Source organism: uncultured Faecalibacterium sp. (genome assembly GCF_900066275.1).
Taxonomy (GTDB): Bacteria; Bacillota; Clostridia; order Oscillospirales; family Ruminococcaceae; genus Faecalibacterium; species Faecalibacterium taiwanense.
Window position 1 is genome coordinate 1 of record NZ_FMFG01000049.1, and the last position, 15,065, is coordinate 15,065.

A 15,065-nucleotide genomic window follows, 5' to 3' on the forward strand; every position below is an offset into this window, starting at 1 on the left:
CGGCCACGGCATCGGCGCCGTCCGTCTCCACGGCGGAAGCCTGCGGGTCGGCCGAGCTGTCGCTCAGGGTCACGCCCCCGGCCAGAGGCAGGGTCACCTCGCCCATCTCATAGTAGACGGGGTAATCGTCAAAGGTCACGGTGCGGTACACATCGTGGTCCAGCGTCAGCTCCACGCCGCCCGCTTCGATGCCGCCGTTGATGGTCACATAGCCGTTGTCGGCATCCCTGTCGATGCTGGTCACAGTCAGCTTGGTCACGGTGGTGTCGCCCTGGTCGTGGATCCGAAGCACGCTGCCCTCCTGCAAGGCGTTGATGTCCTCGGGCAGGTAGCTGTCGTAGCCGTATACGCTCAGGGTCGCCTGGCCGTCGGCCACCTTGGTGATGCTGGCTGCAAACTTGTAGGAACCCGTCTTGATCTCGTTCAGATCCCCGGCGTCGATGGGCAGCACATCGCCCATCTCACCGGCTGCTTCGGACGAAGCCGCACTGCTTTCCACGCCGGAAGCCGGTGCGCTTGCCGCGCTGCCTGCGGTGCTGTTGCTGCTGCCGCAACCTGCCAGAATGCCCACTGCCAGAATGGCCGTAACGGCCAGCACCTTTTTATTCAGTTTCATATTCTATACCTTCTTCTGTTGTTGTCGGGGCGGTGTTTTCCGCACCTGTCTCGGTATCATACGTCACCCGCGCGGAAAAGTCAACATTTCCTTTTCTCTGCGCTTGACGCGCGGTTTTTGTTCCGCTACAATAAAAACGAATCAAGAACCCATTCTATTGCAACTGATTTTAAGATAGAGAGGAATTTCCCGTGAAAATTTTAAAAGTAAAATGTCTTGCCCCCACCCGGCTGGACAACTACCTGATGCAGCAGTACCCGGCACTGAACCCGGGCCGCCTGAACAAGGCCCTGCGGGAGAACAAGATCAAGCTGAACGGCAAAAAGCAGCCGCTTTCCACCCGCGTGATGGCCGGTGATGAGATCAAGCTGTTCATTCTGGATGAAGTTCTGGATGCGGACAGGCGTGTGGACGGCCCGGCGTGGAAGAACGCCCGCGGCCCGGCACAGGTGGTCTACGACTGCCCGCAGATCGTCATTGTGAACAAGCCCGCCGGTCTTGCCGTGGATGGTCCGGAGGACGACACCCTGCTGAACCGCACCCTGCTCTACCTGAACCAGCAGGGCGAGTACAAGGAGAACGACCTGTACACCCCGGCGCTGTGCCACCGGCTGGACACCGGCACCAGCGGCCTTGTCATCGTTGCCAAGACCCCGGAGGCCGAAGAGCTGTTCCTTGCAGCCATCAAGAACCGCGAAGTGAAAAAGACCTACCTCTGCGTCACCTTCGGCCGTCCGATGCCGCCGGATGCCACTCTGGGCGGCTATCTGCTCAAGGACGCGGACCGCGGCATCGTGAAGATCGTGGAGGACAAGCAGCCCGGTGCCAGGGACGTGGAGACCCGGTACGAGACCATCGCCGTCTCCGGCCGTCTGGCCCTGCTGAAGGTGCAGCTGATCACCGGCCGCACCCATCAGATCCGCGCCCACATGGCCAGCATCGGCTGTCCCATTCTGGGCGACAGCAAATACGGCAACAACACCGCCAACCGCGAGCTGAAGCTCAAGTATCAGGCCCTGTGCGCATGGGAACTCACCATGCCCCACTTCAACCAGCCGGATTTCGAGTTCCTCAGCGGCAAGACCTTCCGCGCACCAAAGCCCTGGTATTACAGTCAGGTACTGGACGGAACCCTGAAATAAGCTTTTTTTACAACAAATTACAGCAAAAAAAGAAGTCCCGGAAGTGTATTCCGGGACTTCTTTTTTGTCGTTTATGATTTTACTGGAATAGACCGCCAAACCAGCCCAGAGTGGACTCAGTTGCATTTGCAAAGGCATCCTGAACTTCCTGAATGCTGTCCAGCAGCTTGGTGCCCTCGGTATCCTTCACCGACCAGTAAACGCCGCTGCTTGCCGAGCCATCCGAAACCGTGAAGTCACTGGTAAAGCAGAGGTTATCGCCCTGAGAATCGGTCACGACCACCATGTAGGTGTAATTGCCTGCGGGCAGTTCACCAAAGCGGATGGAGCTGTCCAGCGACTTGAAGGAGAAGATCGCCGTATTGGGTGCTGCCTGTGCAGTGAACACCGTCTGGTCGTTCTCGTCCAGCACTGCCACCTGCACATTGGTCAGGGTGGTGCCCAGCGCAGCATTTGCAGTGCCGGTCAGCGCCATGCCCTTGCCCGCACGGACATTGATGGGGTAGCTCATGCCTTCCAGACGCAGGCCGTCAGCCTCTGCAGCAATGAAGTTGTGATCTGATGCCACATACCAGTAGCAGGAGGACCTATTGACCGAAACGCTGGAGTTTTCCAGCGGGATGCGTCCGGAAGAGATGTTGCCTGCCGGATCGGAGCAATAGAAGTTGCCGTTGGTGTAGTCGGTGAGCAGCACTGCATGGGGCTGGCTGCGGTCATACAGCACGATGCCCTCCGGGTGCTGCGAAAGCAGGGTGATCAGGGTCTGCACTTTTTCCTGTTTGCGAGAGGGCAGTGTGCCGTAGCCCACCTGCATCTCCTTATATGTAAAGCTGTGGGAAAGCCCGTTGGACCATGCTGTGGAACGGACACTGTTCTCGGTCACAGTGGACCAGTCGGTCAGGCCGTCAAAATAGGCACGGCGGCGCAGCATCATGGCTGCGGATGCCAGTGTGCAGGTGCCGCCGCGGCTCTGCTTGAAGTAGAAGCCTGCGTCCACGTTCAGATCAACCGCCAAGGCCGCCGGCAGGCAGGTGAGCATAAACACCAGTGTCAGCACAAGGCTCAGCAGTTTTTTACGGGACGGTGCAGCAGTATTCACGGGTAGGTTCTCCTTTCAGCTTCCATGGCTTGTTATGTTTACCACCATAAAGTATACCAACCTGTTACCCTTTTGTAAACGTTTGTGAAGCTTTTTTCTCAATATCAACACGTTTGGGCAGTTTTTGTTGGAGAGAATGCACAGTTTCCGGCAAGATATTCTACATTTTTTACAAAAATCCCGTCCTGACATTTTTCAAGCGCACCATATTTTGCATTCTTTTTTCATTTTCTGACCACGCTGTGGGCAAACAAAAAAGCTCCACAGACGAACAAATTCGTCTGTGGAGCTTTTGGTCCAGCAGAGCTGGACAAATCCGAACTTGTCGGGGCAAGGCCCCTCCATCTTGCTTGCGCAAGACCGTTCTGTTGCTCAAAAGCCCCACTGGGGCTTTCGTTGCTTCGCAAACGCAAACTTTTTTCTCCGCAATCAGCGGTCAAAGTGTCCTCAAATCGGACGGTTTGGGTGCCATCCTTGTAGTTGAACGTGATTAGCATCCGGTCATCGTACAGGAAAATGGCATTTATAAAAATCTCGATCAGCGCTTTCCGCTGCTTTTTCTGCGAAATATCGAACTTTCTGAATTTCATCAGCCAGAATCGGATGAAATCCTCATTGAAGCTGGGCTTCTTCAATTTTTCATCTGCGATTTTTACAGTCAGCTCATCTTTCTGGATTTCCAGCGCTTCCAGCCGCTCTTTCGTTGTCCGAGTGTACAAGCCGTCCTCGATCGCCTTCATCAGGTTGTCCAGCTTTTTGTTGACCTCTCGCAGTTGCTTTTCCAGCAGCGGGATCGTGGTGTTTTCCTGATTCTGGACATCCATGACCAGTTGAACGATTTTGTCGATCACCGCATCGTCCTGAATCAGCTTCATGGTCTCCCGGACGACTAGATCTTCCAGCCAGTCCTTCTGCACGGTCTTTTTGTTGCAGCCCTTGCGCCGCTTGACGTTGGCGCATTTATAATAATAGTAGGTACGTCCAGTGGCACTAGTTCCGCTTTCGCCAAACATCAGCGCACCGCATTTGCCGCAGAACAGCTTGGTGGTCAGCAGATATTCCTCGTCTGCCTTGCCACAGGCAGGGGCACGCTTGTTCTTATCCAGACGCTTCTGCACCCGGTCAAACAGGTCTTTCGGAACAATAACCGGAATTGCATCCGGCACAACGATATCCCGGAAAGACAGTTCGCCAATGTACCGGCGGTTCTTGAGCATGGTGTTCACGCTGCTGTGGGTCATTTTGCCGCCAGCATATTGCGGACACCCTTGTCGTTGAGGAAGTTTACGATCTCTACCATCTTATCGCCGTTGTCATACCGCTGAAAGGCTTCCAGTACCAACGGAGCGGTCAACGGGTCAAGATGATAAAACTTTTCCTCGTCGATTTTATAGCCGATGGTTCCTGTACCGCCGGTGCACTTCCCTTTCAGAGCGTTCTCGGTCTGGCCACGAATCACCTTTTCGGACAGCTCTGCGGAATAATATTCTGCCATACCTTCCAGAAGGGTTTCCACCAGAATGCCCTGTGAGCCCTCGGCAATGGGTTCCATAACGGAGATCAGATGGACACCGTTCTTTTTCAGGATCATCTTGTAGTTTGCACTATTAAAACGATTCCGGGCAAAGCGGTCAAATTTCCAGACGAGAACAACATCAAACAGCTTTTTGCCGCTGTCTTTGATCATCTGCTGGAATTCCGGGCGATTGTCCGTTTTGGCAGAGAATGCACGGTCAATGTAGTGCTTGATGACCGTGATGCCGTTCTTTTCCGCATAAGCCGTGCATTCCCGAATCTGGCCTTCAATGGATTCTTCACGCTGGTTATCCGATGAATAGCGGGCATAGATTACGGCGGTCATAGGCTCACTTCCTTTTTCTTATCAAACAGACGGGTAGCTTTTTGCATACTTGTAGATCTGCCGTGCACAGTCAAGGCTCATTTTGCTGGAATCGTTGTGTTTGAGCCATGCATTCACATTGCCCGGATTCAGCCTCAAGTCTGTGTAGATACGATAATTCGTCAATTTCTTTTCTTGCTGAAGTTCCAATACCCGGCGATGGATCAACTCTTTTGTGTCATTGTCTGCAAGGACGGCATCCCGCACCGAACAATAGCTGCGCCAGACTTTCCGATAGCCTTCTGGCAGTTCAGGTGACTGTTTTTCCAGAAGTAGAAGCATTTGCGCCAGCGAGTAGCGATTGGAAAGCTGCTCATATTCCGCAGCAATCGTGCTGTTTGCGGTGTAGCGGAGCAGCAGTTCTACTTTATTAAAGGCCAGCGCATAGAGAAACAGCGGTTCTTTCAGGCGGGGATTTTCAGCCATACGATCTGCCAGCTTATGGACGCTTGCCGTCTGCACCCCGGCAAGCTCTGCCACATACTGCTTCAAGAAACCTTCAAATGTCAGTTTTCGCATGGTCTCCACCTCTCCACATACGCCTGATAGCGGATATAAAAATCCCGATATCGCCAGTCGTTCAAGATGCTGGCTCTCAACTCATCCTCATCCGTTGCAAGGTGTTCCAGCAAATCCCAATCCAACGAATTCCGCACAGCCTCGCTCTCTACGTCTGCCTTGTCGGTGTCCCGGAAAGAGCACAGCTTTGCAATCACAAAGTCCTCCAGACTGGGTGTGTAGAACTGAACCTTTGTGCCATCGAAGGGTAGTGGCTGCAGCCGGTCTTGGAAGTTATACGGGAAATTGTCGATCATCAGGTCTGCGTCTTCGTCCAGACGTTCCAGACGCTTGCGGAGGTCATCTAAGATCATCTTTCCCATAAAATAGCCTTTCTTATTTTCAATAATAGTATTTTCTAAAATTATTTTATAGAAAACGAATCCGATTGTCAAGCACAAATCAACGACATTTCATACAATTCATACTATCATGTTGTCAGTCCACATCTCACACTGGCTAATGACCGTGCTGATTGCCGTATCATAATCTTCCGGTGGATACTTATATTTTTTCAGCAAGTGCTTCACCATCTTACGCATACTCGCACGGGCAGTTTCTTTTTTCTGCAGGTCTATTACGCTCGCATTACTGAATTTCTGCGTTTCCAGCCATCTCCATTGCAGCGTTCGATTGACACAGGTTGAGTTATCGGCAGATACAGCAAACACAACGGGCGGCTCTGGTAACAGAGCTGCCCGTTGTGTTCGTTTATGAAAAGGAGAACTTAGATCTCATACCACTTGATCTCGTTGGCATCCAGATGCAGAGCAAAGCTGCTGCCGTCTGTGGTGTAAACGGTGGTGTCCTGCGGCTCGTACGTATTGTTCACCACACAATACTTGCCGTTCTTGACGTAGGCGTGAACTTCTACATTATAATTGGAGCTGAACCATGTATGCAGTTCCTCCTCGCTGTGGGCACTCCACAGGATAGCGCGGTAAAGGGTGCGGCTGTTGGCAAAACTGTAAGGCACACCGCTGATGTACACGGCACGACCCTTGCCGAAGTCGTGTGCCGCCATCTGCACTTCTTTGTTTCGCTGCACCAGCACTTCGGTGCCTTCCAGCGCATAAATATTCCTCTTGCCCTCGCCAAAGTCCACGGGTTGGTCGGCGTCCTGCAGGATAAAGTGGTCGGGGTGCTCCTCCCAATTGTATTTGTCGTAGTTCAGGGTGAAGCCGTTTTCCTCCTCCACGCCCAACACAGTGGCAAGCTGGAAAATGTGCCCCTGATACGGGTGACCGGAGGGCTCGCCCACGCCGATAAAGCCGCCGCCGTTCCAGACGAACTTGCGGATAGCGGAGGAGATCTCCGGGTCTTCCCACCAGATACCGCCGGTGTGTGCGGTGTCGGCATCGCCGACATTGATAATGACCTCCAACGAATCCAGCAGATGCGGGTCGTTCTTGATATCCTCAAAGCTGATAAACTTCACGTCAAAGGGCGCACCGGACAGCATCTCAATGACACCGGCATAGCTGTAGTTCTGCTTGTAATAGAGGGCGTGATGCACCATGTGACAGCCCCAAGCCCGCATTTTACCCCAACAGTTCAGCACGGCCACTCGCTTGACACAGTAGGGTGTGGTGCCCTTGATGTTCTCGTACAGTTCGCGGAACTCGTTGCAGACGCTCTCCACGTAGTCCACGAACTCCGGGAACTGCAAGGCCAGTTTCAGATAGCCGCCATAGCCGATGCGGTCGATGGGCTTGCGCAGGATAGCGCGGCGGGCTGTAACCCAGTTCTCCTTGGCTTCCCGCACCGGGTCGCCACCCTCGTGGAAGGTGTCGGGGAAGAAGTAGGGCAGGAAACGGCCCTCGGTGTACTTCACGCCCTCAATGTCAGAGATCAGGCGCAGGGTGGAGCCGTTGCCCACGCTGCCCACTACGGCATCCAGTCCGATGGTTTTGAACTCCGGCATGAAAGGTTCGGTGCCGATCCAGTGATCGCCGAGGAACATCATGGCTTCGCACCCGCACGCGTGGGTGATATCCACCATCTCCTTGGCAAGCTTTGCCACCTCGCGGCGCTGGAAGGCCTGAAAATCCCGAAATTCCTTGCTGGGCACCCGATACTGGTTGTTGTAGTAGCCCTGATCGATGATGTACTCCGGGCGGAACTTGTAGCCCACTTCCTGCTCAAACTGGTTGAGGATATAAGGGCTGACCGAAGCAGAGTATCCATACCAGTCCACGAACTTCTCCCGCTTCAGCTCGTCGAAGATCAGGGTGAACTGGTGGAAGAAGGTGGTGTAGCGGATGACGTTAACATAGGGGTGCTCTGCAATGAACTTGCGCAGACGCTCCATGGAATACTTGTGGGTCTTGGGCTGACGCACGTCAAAGGTGATCTGGTGCTCAAAATTCGTCCAGCCGTTGGTGGTAGCGTTGTACATATGCACCGGGTCCCAGATGAGGTAAGCCAGAAAACTGACGGTATACTCATGGAACGGTACGGCCTGTACGGTCACACTGCCGTCGGCGTAGCTCCACTGCTCCGGCGGCACGGGCTGACCGGTGGTTCGATCCATGACCTCCCACCAGCGGGTGATGTCGTCGTTGGTGTTCACCTGCATCAGCTCCGGGCTGATGCCCTTCATCAGCGGGATGGTCACGGTGTCGCCGGGGGCGGTGTAAAAGCCGGTCATGATGTAGCACTGCTGTACCTCGTCCGGGTTTGCCTTTGCCCATGCGTTGTCCTTGCGGGTGGTATAGTAGGTGGAGTAGATCTTGGCGTCCGCATCCTTGAGCTGCTGCGGAAAGTCGGTGCCGTCGCAGTCGCGGATGGCATCGGCACCCCACTTTTTTAAGATCTCCAGCGTTTCGGGCACAACGTCCAAGTCTGTGGGAATGGTCACGCGCCCGGTCTTTCTTATTTCATCCATGGGAAACTCTCCTTTTGCCTCTCTTTGAATCGTAGGGGATCAATCGTAGGCGGCGTTATACAGCGCCAGCACAGCCAGCAGCAGCGCTACGCCCACCAGCATGATGCCAAGCCCTGCCAGCTGTCCGGTCATTTTCCAGCCGGACACCACCAGCACCAGTGCCAGCACGAACAGCACCAGCATCAGGACCATGCGCAGGGCGGGATGGTTTTTCCAGTATGCTTTCATCGTTTGTCACCTTAACCTTTCAGGCCGCCCACGGTCATGCCCTGCGTCAGCTGCCGCTGCACGCAGATGTACAAAATCAGGGTGGGCAGCATTACCAGCACAAGACCTGCATACATCGTGCCGTACTGGGCGGCGCTCTGCTGCGCCTGCATCAGGTTCAAAAGACCGACCGGCAGGGTGCGGGGTGCCTTGGTGGAGCTCATCAGGGTCATGGAGATGATATACTCGTTCCAGAAGGACAGGAAGTTGAACAGGATAATGGTGATGATGGAGGGCTTTGCCATGGGGAAGATGATGCGGGTCATGGTGGAAAAATAGCTTGCACCGTCGATATAGGCGGCCTCCTCAAAATCGTGGGGCAGGGTGGCAAAGTAGCCCGACAGCAGGTAGATGGTAAAGGGCAGCGCGGTGGCGGCGTATACCACCGCCAGCACCACCAGATTGTTCAGCAGAAAGCCGCTACCAAAATGGCTTTTCAGCCACACATCGCCGTCCCGCAGCATCAGGAAGATGGGCACCACGATGTAGTTCACGTTGATGAACAAGCCCGCCATGAACAGGGTGTTCAGCACCTTGCACCCCTTGAAGTGAAAGCGGGACAGGCAGTAGGCGGCGGGCAGGGCAACGACCAGCAGCAGCGCCAGCGCCAGCGCGGTGACGATGACCGAGTTGAGCATATATTCGCCCATTTTCGCGCCGTTCCATGCGTTGACAAAGTTCTGCCAGTAGAACCCGGCGGGCAGTGCCCACGGGTTGCCGTAGAACTCTGCATTCTGCTTGATGGAGGCCATGAACACCCATGCCACCGGCACGATGATGGTAACGGCCAGCAGAACCAGCACAAAATAGATGAAAAACTTGTACAGACCTTCCGCAGAGCGGGAAGATTTTTCGGTGGTATTCTGCATCTTCTTCCCTCCTTAAAATTCCAGCGTATCGCGGTTGGTGACCTTGTTGACACAGGCGGACAGGGCAAACGAGAACAGGAAGATTACCACGCCGATGGCCATGCTGTAACCGTAAAGACCGGCGTCCTTCTGGCTGTACATATAGCTTAGCGCCACATCCGATGCGCCGTTGGGGCCGCCGCTTGTCATGGCCTTGACGAAGAGGAAGGCCATGTTGATGGTGGAGATGATGAAGAAGGTCAAAGTGGTGCGGATATTCGTCCAGATGAGGGGGATGGTGATCTGGAAGAACTGGGTCAGCCGCCCGGCACCGTCCAGATTGGCGCTCTCGTACAGGCTGATGGGCACGGCAGACATGGAGGCCATATACATGACCATGTAGTAGCCGATGGCCTGCCACACCATGGCAATGATGATGGAGGGAATGACCAGCTTTTCACCCTTCCACAAAATGGGGTCGCTCATGTTGCGGAACAGACCGATGATGCTGTTCAGCATGCCGTTTTCCGGCTTATAGATGGCAGAGAAGATGCCGGAGATGACGACCACCGACAGGATGTTGGGGATATAGAAGATGATGCGGAAAAAGTTCTGTCCTTTGATCTTCTCCCGGGTGAGGATGGCGGCAAATACCAGTGCAAAGGCGAAGGTGATCAGGGTGACCGTTACCACCAGCAGGATCATATTCTGCATGGAGCGGATGAACTGGGCGTCCCGCAGCAGATGCTGGAAGTTTTTAAGCCCCACAAAGGTCTCGTTGGGAGAATAGGCACCCCGCTCATACAAACTCATGCGGAACACGTTGAGGGTGGGCAGGATCATAAAGAGGAAAAACAGGATGGTAGCCGGTGCCACACAGAGGAATACGAACCGTTTGCGGCTTTTATCCGTTCTCATAGGGGATTGACCGCTCCTTTCTTGATGGTACTGTACAGCCCAAAAAAGCGGAGGCGGTAAAAACCGCCCCCGCTGGGCAGGGCTTAATTACTCGATGATGTTGGCGCGCATCTGGTCGCTGGCGGACTTGATGCCGTCGATCCACTGCTGCTCGGTCATGCTGCCGGACACCAGAGAGTTAACAGGGTCGAAGAACACGGTGCGCACTTCCACGCCGGGGATGGCACTGAAGGCTGCAAAGTTGCCCATGGCGGCCTTTGCGCCGTTGTCGTAGATGGAGTAGAACATCTTGTTGTCGCCTTCCAGACTGTCGGCGATGCCCAGCACAGGCTGGATAGCGCCGCTCTCGGCAAACAGCTTGCAGGCTTCATCGCTGTACAGGTAAGCCACGAACTGCTTGGCGGCATCCTGATGCTCGGCACCGGCGGGGATCCATGCCTGCTCGAACCAGGTGTAGCTGTAACCATCGCCGCCGGCCTTGACAGCAGGCAGGGCGGTCATGCCCCACTCAAAGCCGTCTGCACGGGGAGCCTCGGCCATCTCGCCCACGATCCAGGTGCCGTTGGGCATGAACAAAGCCTTGTTGTCCAGCACCAGCTGCTGGTTCTGGGTAAAGTCCTGATCGTTGGCCTGTGCGGGGGTGATGGGGTTGGTGTAGGAAGCCAGCTTTGCCACGATATCAAAGCAGGTCTTTGCCTCGGGGGTGTCCCAGATGCCCTCGGTGTAGTGGGTGGCCTTGTTGAAGAACTCCGGGCCGCCGGCAGCGTACATCAGCGCATAGAAGAAGGCGTCGAAGTAGCCGGTGGTGGGGTAGGTGAACAGGTAGGTGCCCTCAGCGGCAGCCTTGTCGCCCAGTGCCCACATCTCGTCCCAGGTCTTGGGCACGTCCCAGCCCTTTTCCTTCAGGAAACCGGCGTTGTAGAACAGGCCGCAGGGGCTGTAGAACATGGGAGCCAGATAGGTTTTGCCGTCGCCGTAGGGGTTGGTCAGGGAGGTGTCGGTAAAGCCGCCGGCGATCTTCTCGCTCACCTTCTTGCTCTCGCCGGGCACGGTCATGCTCAGCACATCGGTGATGTCGGCGATCAGGTTGCCCTTGATGAACTGCTCGGTCAGGGCAGCTTCACGGCCGGTGGCCAGATGGACCACGTCGGGGTAGTCGCCGCCCTGCATGGAGGGGCCGATGACGTCCTCCAGCTTTTTGTCGGTGGTCAGGTCCACCTTGATGCCGGTCTGTGCGGTAAAGGCCTCGGCGACCTTCTTCCACATATCAGCGCCGTAGCCGGTCTCGATGGCGGCTACCTTGATGGTGACGTCCGCAGCCACTGCGGAAGAAGTAGCGGCAGAAGATGCCGTGCTGGACGCGGTGGAGCTGGAAGAGCCGCCGCAGGCAGCCAGACCCAGTGCAGCGGCGCCAACGCCGGCCGCCTTCAGGAAATTACGACGAGAAATACGATTCATACTGTGTTGCCTCCATCATTTTGTTCCGTTCAAACACAGCCGGGCAAACAGGCTTTGCCCGAAGGACTGTGTGTTTTTCTGCCTCCAATATAAATTCTTTCGCTTCCTTGCTCAAGAGGTTTGTTGTTTCATTTTTTATAGATGTTGCTTTCTAAAAAATTCTTCCAGCAAAAGTGCTAAAAATCTTTTAAAAGTTTCAGCATAATCCCCAGCCTGTAACTATTTTGACATATTTCGAAGGGACTTGAGAAACAAAAATATAAAAATTAGCCTAAAATCAGGGCTTGCTTTTTTTGTATGTTCCCTCTATAATGAGGGTAAAGTGCACGAAACAACGCACCATTTTTTGATAATGTTTTTAGAATATTGCGTTTATTTTTAGAAAATTTGCGTTTCCCGAAGGAGCCGATCATCTATGAGTACCCAGCGCTTTGATATCCGCCACGCGCCCGCTCCGCGGGAATCCTTCCGGCTACTGTACATCAGCAAAAGCAAATTTGGCGGCGATTGGAACAGTACCACCCACACCCACTCCTGCACGGAGCTGTTCTACTGCCTCAGCGGCGAGGGACAGTTCTACCTTGCCGGGCAGCTGTTCCCGGTAAAGCCGGACGATATGGTCATTGTGAACCCGCAGGTGGAGCATACCGAGCTTAGCCTGAACGCCTCGCCCTTGGAGTATATCGTGCTGGGCGTTGCCAGCATGGAGTTTTTGTTCAGCAAGGCGGATACGAACTACGCCATCTTCAATTGCCGGGAGAACCGGGAGCGGATGGTCACGTTGCTGCACATGCTGCTGGCCGAGGCCGACCGCAGCTTAGACGGCTGCGAGACCGTTTGTCAGGACCTGCTGGAGGTACTGCTGATCTGGCTAGTGCGCTGCACCACCATTTCGCTGCAGCTGGAGGAGGCTGCCCCGACCGAGAACCGGGAGTGCGCCGAGATCAAGCGGTATCTGGACACCAACTACCGCGAGGATATCTCGCTGGACCTGCTGGCAGAGCTTGCCCACCTGAACAAATACTATCTGGCCCACACCTTCCAGCGGGAGTACGGCATTTCCCCCATTACTTACCTGAACCGCCGCCGCATTGAGGAGAGCAAGCATATGCTAGGCAACACCAGCTACAGTCTGGCGCAGATCAGCGAGCTGATGGGCTTTTCCTCCCCCAGCTATTTCTCCCAGTGCTTCCGCAAGGCGGAGGGCATGACCCCCAACGAATACCGCCGTCAGACGCGGCAGGGAAAACGCCCCGCCCCGACAAAACGGCATGAAGTATAACGAAAACGAGGAATTTATGATGAAATCCGTTACCCTTTCTTTGCTCCAGTCTGCTGCAAATGCCTTTGATTTTGGCGGACCTGTGCTCTGCGATGCTCACCACTATGGTGAGGGGCATATCAACGACACCTTTGTGGTCTGGCGGGAAGATCATTCCAAACGCTTTATTTTGCAGCGCATCAACACAGATACCTTTACTAACCCGGTGGGCCTGATGGAGAATGTCTGCGGCGTGACCCGGCATCTGCGGGCGAAAATTCTTGCCGAGGGCGGCGACCCAGCACGGGAAACGCTGAATGTCATCCCAACTTTGTCGGGGTCGACTTGCTATCTGGATGCAGACGGCGGCGCATGGCGTGCCTACGACTTTGTAGAAGATACCATCTGTTTGCAGCAGGTCGGCAGCGAAGCCGATTTCTGCACCGTGGCCGAGACGCTGGGCAAGTTCCAGAACCAGCTGGCGGATTACCCGGCCTCCACCCTCCACGAGACAATTGCCCGTTTCCACGACACGCCCAACCGCTATGCCAATTTTGAAAAAGCCCTCGCCGCCGATGCACTGGGCCGCGCAAAGAACATTGCGCCGGAAATCGAATTTATCCATGCGCGGGAGAAAGACTGCCATGTCCTGCTGGATCAGCTGGCAGCTGGCGAAATTCCTCTGCGCGTCACCCACAATGACACCAAGATCAACAATGTCCTAATCGACGCCGCCACCGGAAAAGGCATCTGCGTCATTGACCTCGACACCGTGATGCCGGGGCTTTCGGCCTACGACTTCGGCGATTCCATCCGCACCGGTGCCAACGACTGCGCCGAGGACGAACCTGACCAGAGCAAAGTCCATTTTGACCTGCATCTGTACGAAGTGTTCGCCAAAGGGTATCTCTCCACTGCCGGGGCATCCATGCGCAGGGCAGAAAAAAAGAGCCTTGCATGGGGTGCAAGGCTCATGACGCTGGAATGCGGCATCCGTTTTCTGACTGACTATCTGGAGGGCGACCATTATTTCCATATTGCTCGCCCGGATCACAACCTCGACCGCGCCCGCACCCAGTTCACACTGGTGCGGCAGATGGAAGAGGTTTTCGATCAGATGCTGGAAATCGTCTGCCCGGACAATCGCTGATTTCGCAATCTCCTCCATTCGGATACAGCAAGAAGCATGGACGCTCTCCTTTTCGGGGGCGTCCATGCTTCTTTTTACAGCTTATCCCTACACACCCATCAAATCGTCCTTTGAGGACGCTGGGAGCGTCGAGGACATGATGCGCTGCAGCAAATCATGAAAGCCCTTTTCAGCCCTGACCAATCACAATCCCCCAATGGCTATCATTGTAGCTGTAAATAGAAAAAACAGCTCAAGCGGCCTCCTATAAGTCCTACTATCACCGCTTTGCCGCAATAATTTTTTTCAAATTATCTTGACGCACCGCTCAATGCGTGATATTCTCTGTCACAAATCCCGCTGCTTTTGTGGATTGGCTTGAAGCCATCCACAAGATGTGGTCGTGTTCATTTTGAACACTGCCTCACCGTGGATTATCCCTGAAAGATCAACCGCCCCGCAACACACCCGATTCATTTTGCCGCCGATTCACCCGACAAAATCATCGCTGCGTTGCATGGGCGGTATTTTTTTACAAATAGAACCTTATGTGGTTGTACAGTTCTCTGAAATTCGCTTTCGGTTGTTTACAGCACAACCTCAAAGCGTTATTCTTGTGCTTGAAAGAAGCAGGACACAGTGTCCGCGCTGTGCCCGGCTTTCTTCATACCGAACCTTGAATCCTTCATAAGCCGTCTGAACGTGATACCGTGCCATGACCTCACACTTTCTGTGGGCGAGCCGGACAACGCCGCTGCACAAACAGGGGCAGGAACTTCGTTCGGAGCAAACGGTGATCAACATACACGAGCAGCGGAACTCTCTACTTATTTTTGCGCCTTAACAATTCGGAAACATTTGTTGATGAAGCGTTTTGAGCGCAGCGGTAGAGGGCAAGAACCGTCCCGTGGCCACAAATTTTCAATTCTTGAAAATTTCCTGTCCATCCGGGACTTCACTTCTCAAACTCTTGCGAGTTTTC

The 15,065-nt window shown here is 54.5% G+C and carries 13 protein-coding genes and 1 pseudogene; 3 read left to right on the top strand and 11 right to left on the bottom strand.

The genetic code is table 11. The features are described from left to right. Positions 1-616: hypothetical protein (locus QZL71_RS11965; protein ID WP_294648924.1), on the bottom strand; the 616-nt coding region annotated here is incomplete at its 3' end. Between the two features lie 191 nt (positions 617-807). Between QZL71_RS11965 and QZL71_RS11970 the strand changes: the two genes are divergently transcribed. Continuing rightward, positions 808-1,758 (top strand): RluA family pseudouridine synthase, encoded by a 951-nt coding sequence (locus tag QZL71_RS11970; RefSeq protein ID WP_294648926.1) that lies wholly within the window; start codon positions 808-810, stop codon positions 1,756-1,758. Between the two features lie 79 nt (positions 1,759-1,837). Here QZL71_RS11970 and QZL71_RS11975 read toward each other — a convergent pair whose 3' ends face one another. The 10 genes and pseudogenes from QZL71_RS11975 to QZL71_RS12020 all read right to left on the bottom strand — a co-directional run bounded on the left by QZL71_RS11975 (position 1,838) and on the right by QZL71_RS12020 (position 11,693). Next, positions 1,838-2,857: a hypothetical protein gene (locus QZL71_RS11975; protein ID WP_294648928.1), complete on the bottom strand. Its 1,020-nt coding sequence runs from the start codon at positions 2,855-2,857 to the stop codon at positions 1,838-1,840. A 224-nt stretch (positions 2,858-3,081) separates the two neighbouring features. Beyond that, positions 3,082-4,718: pseudogene (locus QZL71_RS11980) on the bottom strand (recombinase family protein). Positions 4,719-4,739: 21 nt separating this feature from the next. After that, positions 4,740-5,276: a transcriptional regulator gene (locus QZL71_RS11985; protein WP_294648935.1), complete on the bottom strand. Its 537-nt coding sequence runs from the start codon at positions 5,274-5,276 to the stop codon at positions 4,740-4,742. Further along, positions 5,264-5,638: a DUF6036 family nucleotidyltransferase gene (locus QZL71_RS11990; protein WP_294648930.1), complete on the bottom strand. Its 375-nt coding sequence runs from the start codon at positions 5,636-5,638 to the stop codon at positions 5,264-5,266. The genes QZL71_RS11985 and QZL71_RS11990 overlap by 13 nt, the downstream gene beginning before the upstream one ends. 99 nt (positions 5,639-5,737) lie before the next feature. Next, positions 5,738-5,986: a type I restriction enzyme endonuclease domain-containing protein gene (locus QZL71_RS11995; protein ID WP_275542714.1), complete on the bottom strand. Its 249-nt coding sequence runs from the start codon at positions 5,984-5,986 to the stop codon at positions 5,738-5,740. A gap of 56 nt (positions 5,987-6,042) precedes the next feature. Continuing rightward, positions 6,043-8,202 carry a 1,3-beta-galactosyl-N-acetylhexosamine phosphorylase gene (gene gnpA / locus QZL71_RS12000; RefSeq protein ID WP_294648931.1) on the bottom strand — a complete coding sequence of 720 codons (2,160 nt, stop codon included), beginning with the start codon at positions 8,200-8,202 and terminating at the stop codon, positions 6,043-6,045. A gap of 39 nt (positions 8,203-8,241) precedes the next feature. After that, positions 8,242-8,430 carry a DUF6903 family protein gene (locus QZL71_RS12005; RefSeq protein WP_005946255.1) on the bottom strand — a complete coding sequence of 63 codons (189 nt, stop codon included), beginning with the start codon at positions 8,428-8,430 and terminating at the stop codon, positions 8,242-8,244. 11 nt (positions 8,431-8,441) lie between these two features. Further along, positions 8,442-9,338 (bottom strand): carbohydrate ABC transporter permease, encoded by an 897-nt coding sequence (locus QZL71_RS12010; RefSeq protein WP_005946252.1) that lies wholly within the window; start codon positions 9,336-9,338, stop codon positions 8,442-8,444. Between the two features lie 12 nt (positions 9,339-9,350). Beyond that, complete coding sequence (locus tag QZL71_RS12015) at positions 9,351-10,235, bottom strand: carbohydrate ABC transporter permease (RefSeq protein WP_005926926.1); 885 nt, start codon at positions 10,233-10,235, stop codon at positions 9,351-9,353. Between the two features lie 87 nt (positions 10,236-10,322). Further along, a complete protein-coding gene (locus QZL71_RS12020) occupies positions 10,323-11,693 on the bottom strand; it encodes a carbohydrate ABC transporter substrate-binding protein (RefSeq protein ID WP_294648933.1) in 1,371 nt (456 codons plus the stop codon). Positions 11,694-12,108: 415 nt separating this feature from the next. Here QZL71_RS12020 and QZL71_RS12025 point away from each other — a divergent pair, with 415 nt between their 5' ends. Then, the gene (locus QZL71_RS12025) at positions 12,109-12,975 is read left to right on the top strand and encodes a helix-turn-helix domain-containing protein (RefSeq protein ID WP_005946244.1); all 867 of its coding nucleotides are present in this window, start codon (positions 12,109-12,111) and stop codon (positions 12,973-12,975) included. A 19-nt stretch (positions 12,976-12,994) separates the two neighbouring features. After that, entirely contained in the window at positions 12,995-14,104 is a 1,110-nt protein-coding gene (locus QZL71_RS12030; protein ID WP_294648936.1) for a phosphotransferase enzyme family protein, read from the top strand. The last annotated feature ends 961 nt before the right edge of the window (positions 14,105-15,065 follow it).

Excerpts from the sequence above, each read along its gene's own strand:
- QZL71_RS11985 (WP_294648935.1), bottom strand. The coding sequence starts at position 5,276 with ATGCGAAAACTGACATTTGAAGGTTTCTTGAAGCAGTATGTGGCAGAG.
- QZL71_RS11990 (WP_294648930.1), bottom strand. The coding sequence starts at position 5,638 with ATGGGAAAGATGATCTTAGATGACCTCCGCAAGCGTCTGGAACGTCTG.
- gnpA (WP_294648931.1), bottom strand. The coding sequence starts at position 8,202 with ATGGATGAAATAAGAAAGACCGGGCGCGTGACCATTCCCACAGACTTG.
- QZL71_RS12005 (WP_005946255.1), bottom strand. The coding sequence starts at position 8,430 with ATGAAAGCATACTGGAAAAACCATCCCGCCCTGCGCATGGTCCTGATG.
- QZL71_RS12010 (WP_005946252.1), bottom strand. The coding sequence starts at position 9,338 with ATGCAGAATACCACCGAAAAATCTTCCCGCTCTGCGGAAGGTCTGTAC.
- QZL71_RS12015 (WP_005926926.1), bottom strand. The coding sequence starts at position 10,235 with ATGAGAACGGATAAAAGCCGCAAACGGTTCGTATTCCTCTGTGTGGCA.
- QZL71_RS12020 (WP_294648933.1), bottom strand. The coding sequence starts at position 11,693 with ATGAATCGTATTTCTCGTCGTAATTTCCTGAAGGCGGCCGGCGTTGGC.
- QZL71_RS12025 (WP_005946244.1), top strand. The coding sequence starts at position 12,109 with ATGAGTACCCAGCGCTTTGATATCCGCCACGCGCCCGCTCCGCGGGAA.
- QZL71_RS12030 (WP_294648936.1), top strand. The coding sequence starts at position 12,995 with ATGAAATCCGTTACCCTTTCTTTGCTCCAGTCTGCTGCAAATGCCTTT.